At 40.8% G+C, this 4,292-nt stretch carries 5 protein-coding genes; 4 read left to right on the top strand and 1 reads right to left on the bottom strand.

The features are described from left to right. A partial coding sequence (locus LD39_RS09045) for a metal ABC transporter solute-binding protein, Zn/Mn family (protein ID WP_035545412.1) occupies window positions 1-946 on the top strand: 946 nt, incomplete at its 5' end. Window positions 947-1,086: 140 nt separating this feature from the next. On the opposite strand, the gene LD39_RS09040 is transcribed toward LD39_RS09045, so the two are convergent. Continuing rightward, entirely contained in the window at window positions 1,087-2,259 is a 1,173-nt protein-coding gene (locus LD39_RS09040) for an MFS transporter (RefSeq protein WP_035545416.1), read from the bottom strand. Window positions 2,260-2,410: 151 nt separating this feature from the next. On the opposite strand from LD39_RS09040, the gene LD39_RS09035 reads away from it, so the two are divergent. From LD39_RS09035 to LD39_RS09025, 3 genes are all read left to right on the top strand, one after another. Beyond that, entirely contained in the window at window positions 2,411-2,803 is a 393-nt protein-coding gene (locus tag LD39_RS09035) for an OsmC family protein (protein WP_035545410.1), read from the top strand. Between the two features lie 67 nt (window positions 2,804-2,870). After that, entirely contained in the window at window positions 2,871-3,482 is a 612-nt protein-coding gene (locus LD39_RS09030) for a YitT family protein (protein ID WP_035545408.1), read from the top strand. Window positions 3,483-3,545: 63 nt separating this feature from the next. After that, window positions 3,546-4,292 (top strand): YfkD family protein (locus LD39_RS09025; protein WP_156112600.1); only part of this gene is annotated, 747 nt, incomplete at its 3' end.

The raw sequence follows: 4,292 nt of genomic DNA, 5'->3' as shown, positions 1-4,292 counted from the left end.
TGATCTCACAAAGAGTGAGGATGCCTCATCATCTGAAAAAAAAGGTCAGCTGAAAATCTATACAACCGTTTACCCACTTCAATATTTTACAAAGCAAATTGCAGGTGATTCCGCTGACGTAAGCTCCATTTTACCTCCAGGGTCGGATCCTCACACGTATGAGCCGACAACAAAAGAGATGGTAAAGATGGCAGAAGCGGACGCTTTCATTTATAGTAGTGCAGGTCTTGAAGGGTATGCAGAAACTATTTCTGATGCGATTAAACCTGAAGGAGTTACGATCCTTGAAGCTTCTGAAGGCATACAGTTAGAAAAACATGTACACAATCATGACGGAGGAAACAGTGAGGAAGATGAACACGCTCATGAAGAAGAACAGAGCAAAAATGAGGAAGCAGGGCATGAAGGTCATAATCATGGAGACCAAGACCCACACGTTTGGCTAGATCCTATTCGTTCCGTTCAATTAGCAGAGAACATCAAAGAAACGCTAGTAGAAATAAAACCAGAACAAAAAGATAAATTTAACGAAAATTTTAAGCAGCTGAAGAAAGAATTGCAAGATCTCGATCAGGAGTTTCATAACCAGCTTGAAAGCAAGCCTAAAAATAAAATCATTGTTTCCCATGCGGCTTATGGGTATTGGGAGCAAGCGTATGGTATTCACCAAGTGGCTGTATCAGGATTGAGTCCAACAAGTGAACCCTCTCAAAAAGAATTAGAGAAAATCATCGAAAAAGCCAAAGAAAATGATATTAATTTTGTATTATTCGAACAGAACGTGACACCTAAAGTGTCGGAAGTCGTTCAGAAAGAAATTGGTGCAGAGGCTCTGAGGGTGAATAACCTTTCAGTATTAACAGAAGAAAATGTGAATAATAAAGACAACTACTTCACATTGATGCGTGAAAATTTGGACGTACTTAGTGAAGCGTTATCTAAATAAACGGCATTATCAAATCCTATTGTTGCTCGGAAAGCGACCTTTTCCTGCAGCCCCAAACTCTCACGAATGTCTCGAAACTGAGTATTCAACAAATGGAGCTTTAATGGGATAAAAATAATTCAAAATTAAACAGCTGCGGACTAAGCGTTCGCAGCTGTTTGTTTTTGAGGACTTTTTTTAGTTATCGTCGCAACTAATACGAGGACTAACAATGCAACAATCACATAAAAGAACGATAGACCTGGAGCGAGATCCAGAAAGGTTCCAGAGAGAAAAGGTCCCAGGATACTTCCGATACTAAACGACATTCCACACAAGATATTGCCAGCCGGCAGTAAGTCTTTCGGTAAAAGGTCGGTCATGTAGGAAATACCAAGCGAGAAAAGCGAGCCGACAAATAACCCTGCAAGTGCAAACGTAACAAAAAGCATAACGACAGAATCCTCAAATATGGCAGCAGCTAGAAACGCTGCGATTCCACCCAAGACGACGGTTACAATTACTTTTTTTCTTCCGACTACATCGCTTAACGCGCCAAGCGGGATTTGTGAGAACAGACTGGCAAAGGCAAAGCTGGGTATGATCAACGATAAAATATTCACATCATGGCCGATCCTGAGTCCATAAACAGGGAAGATCCCGTGAAGGGTCGCCTCTAAAAAACCGTATGCCATTGGAGGTAGAAAAGCTACCCATCCAATTTTGATTGCTTTTCCGAACCTTTTTATTGAACTTGTTCCATAGGCTGTGGTATGGTCTTTCGCGGGAGTTTCATTTCTGACCCAAATCATCATTAGCCAAACAAGCATACTTAATAAAGCTGAGATGAGGAACGGGGCGTAAATGCTCCATTCAAGCAAATTCGTCATAAGTGGACCAATCGTGAATCCAAGGCTGAAAAACAGACCGTAGTAGGCGATGCTTTTGCCACGTGTATGTTTAGCCGAAGTAGCAGTGATCCATGTTTGTGTCCCGAAGTGGAGAATTTGATCCCCGATTCCTATGGTCACTCGTAAAATGAACCAAAACCATAGCGCCTGCCAAAATGGGAATAAGAGCAATGATAGAAAGACCAATGCGCCACCTGCCATTATCATTGGTTTGTAGCCGTATTTTTGAAGAGGTTTTTCCATGAATGGGGAAGATAACAGGATTCCAATATATAATCCTGTCGCGTGTAATCCATTTATGGATGAAGAAATCCCATTCTGTTCAAGAATGACAGCAATTAGTGGAAGCAGCATCCCTTGTGAAAAACCTGAAATAGTGACGAGTCCGATTAAAATCCAAAAACGTGATTTTGAGGATACGATAATGCCTCTTCCTTTCATGTTGTATGTCGACTTCATTATCGTAAACAATAGGAAAGAACGAGGCAAGTCTTTCGTTGTGAAGGTTATTTCCCTAGGTAAAACGGTTATTATATAACTAAAGGCGCAGCTAACTAAAAAGGAGTGGATAGAAATGGATTTTTATTTGAAAGAAAACGGTGTCCGTACTTCCTTCGAATTCGGACAATTGAACATCTCAGGAGATGAAACATTCGGCTTCCGCCCTTATCAACTGATGGTCGCTTCTATTGCTGGCTGCAGCATCGGTGTATTTCGTAAGATTTTGGATAAACAACGAGTAGATTATGAAGATATCAAAGTAACTGCTGAGGTTACGCGTAATCCTGACGAGGCGAACAGAATTGAAAATATTCACCTTCATTTTGTCATTAAAGGTTACCACTTGAATCAAGACAAGTTGCTTAAAAACCTAGATGTATCCAGAAATAATTGTTCTATGGTTCAATCGGTTAAAAATAGTATTGAAGTCAAAGAAACACTTGAGTGCATTGAGCTCAACAAGTAAAATAAAGGGAGCCTTATCCTTAATTTGGATAAGTGCTCTTTTTTAATGGAAAAAGGAGAGGTGCACCATGAAGAACTTAAGTATAAAAGTGTTTTTCTACATAGTGGGGCTGATAACAATTGCTCTCGGGATCACTTTGACAATCAAAGCGGAATTAGGGGCCGGTGCATGGGATGCGATGAACGTAGGCTTGACGGAAACGGTTGGGTTAACGGTTGGAAATTGGGTCATCATCATCGGCGCGATTCTAATCGTCACGAACGCCTTGATTGCTAAAGAGAGGCCAGATGTATTAGCCGTAATCACCATCCTTGTCGTTGGCAAGATGATTGATTTCTGGCTATTAACAGTATTTGAGTCCTTTGCTGTAGAAGGGTTCGTTAAGCAACTCTTCATTTTATTAGCAGGCATTGTAATTATTGCCATTGGCGTATCGCTTTATTTACAGCCTAAGTTTTCATTAAATCCTATTGATGGGTTCATGGTGGCCTTGCAAAAAAGGTTTGGTTTCAGTCTAACTTCTGCCAAGACGTTAACAGAGGTTTTTGCTTTAGTACTTGCTTTGGCTTTAGGAGGACCGATCGGTGTAGGGACATTGGTTATTCTTCTTTGTATTGGACCTGCCATTCAGTTCTTTGATCCTAAAGCAAGACGCGTCATGAATCAAATGCTCTCTTGATTTATTGAATAGACAAGGACCATCTTTCACAAGATAAGAAAAAACGAAAGGGTGGTCCATGCTGTGAAAACAAAATGGTTAGGACTAATCATTCTTATTGGGTTATATACACTGTTCAGTGCAACAACTATAGCTGCTGACGAAAAGGAAAGCGGCAAAGAGGGAGGCATCCCGAGTCACGTTTTAAATATATCCAAGGACAATACGTACCCGAATTCAACGGACGACCAAGAGCTGTTGGAGGCGGAAGAGATTACGAAGGAACTGATGAAGGATACAGATGTCCGCATTACGAATCCACAATTGATCGAAATGTTGAACGAAACCTCGTTAAAGCCATCTCCATTTGCTATAGGATATCGCGGAGAAATTTTTCTCGGGCGATGGCCGTTAGCGTATGAATCCAAGGAAACCAATATTAACTGGGAATATCAAGAAATCAATGTCAATGAACTCAGTAATCATGGTGGAAAAGCGACAGAAAAAATCAATTACCTTCAAAAAGAAGAAAAATCAATTAAAGGCGGTTTGACCTCAAGAATCAGTCATAGTGACCAGATGATGAAATTGATTTTACTTGAAGCTCAAAAGAACACTAAGCTTCCACTTTCTTTCAACACAGTGATCGGCAGAGGGACAAAACAGAACAACAGCTATGCCGTCCCTGTCAATAAAGTCGGCCTATTGCATGCCTATGCTCCTGCCGTTAACGAAAAGGGAGAAGTGGCCTTTGGAGACGTCTATATTAAGCTGAAAGGCTCTAAGAAGACGTTAATCGTCAAAAATGTAACGAGGCAAGGAATTGGAGCC

The sequence above is a fragment of the Halobacillus sp. BBL2006 genome, assembly GCF_000786645.1.
Classification (GTDB): domain Bacteria; phylum Bacillota; class Bacilli; order Bacillales; family Halobacillaceae; genus Halobacillus.
Note: the sequence above shows the minus strand (reverse complement) of the source record. Positions and strands in the feature narration are given on the sequence as shown.